The organism is Collinsella sp. LCP19S3_B11, from assembly GCF_052121915.1.
GTDB lineage: Bacteria > Actinomycetota > Coriobacteriia > Coriobacteriales > Coriobacteriaceae > Collinsella.
The window spans coordinates 1-402 of the sequence record NZ_JBQKDI010000064.1; the positions used below are offsets into that span (position 1 = coordinate 1).

1 protein-coding gene is annotated in these 402 nt (G+C 62.7%); it reads right to left on the bottom strand.

Annotation, left to right across the window (positions count from 1 at the left end):
* On the bottom strand, window positions 1-402 hold a 402-nt coding region (locus tag ACTQV4_RS10390), incomplete at both ends, for a hypothetical protein (protein WP_441569794.1).

Consider the following 402-nt stretch of genomic DNA (forward strand, 5'->3'; position numbering starts at 1 on the left):
CACCGGGGCGATGATCTCCGCGATGCGTCCCCACGTGTCAGCAATCCAAGTGTAGATGGGCGATAGGACGGACTCCCACACCCACATAAACGCAGTACCGATGACGTCCCACACGGCGCTGAACGCGGTTGCGAGTCCAGAGAAGATCCCGCCGAAGAAATCAACCAAGCCGCCCCACACCGCCGTGATGATGTTCCACGCGGCCTGCGCCCCATCCACGAGGGTCTGCCACACTGCCTGCACCCCGCCGGACTGGAACCAGCCGACGATCGCGTCCCACGTCCCGACGACGATGTTCTTGATCCACGTCCACGCGGTAGCCACCACATTGACAAGGCCGTCCCACACGCCCTGCCAGAACTCGCGGAACCCGGCGACGTTATCCCACAGAAGTTTGAACAC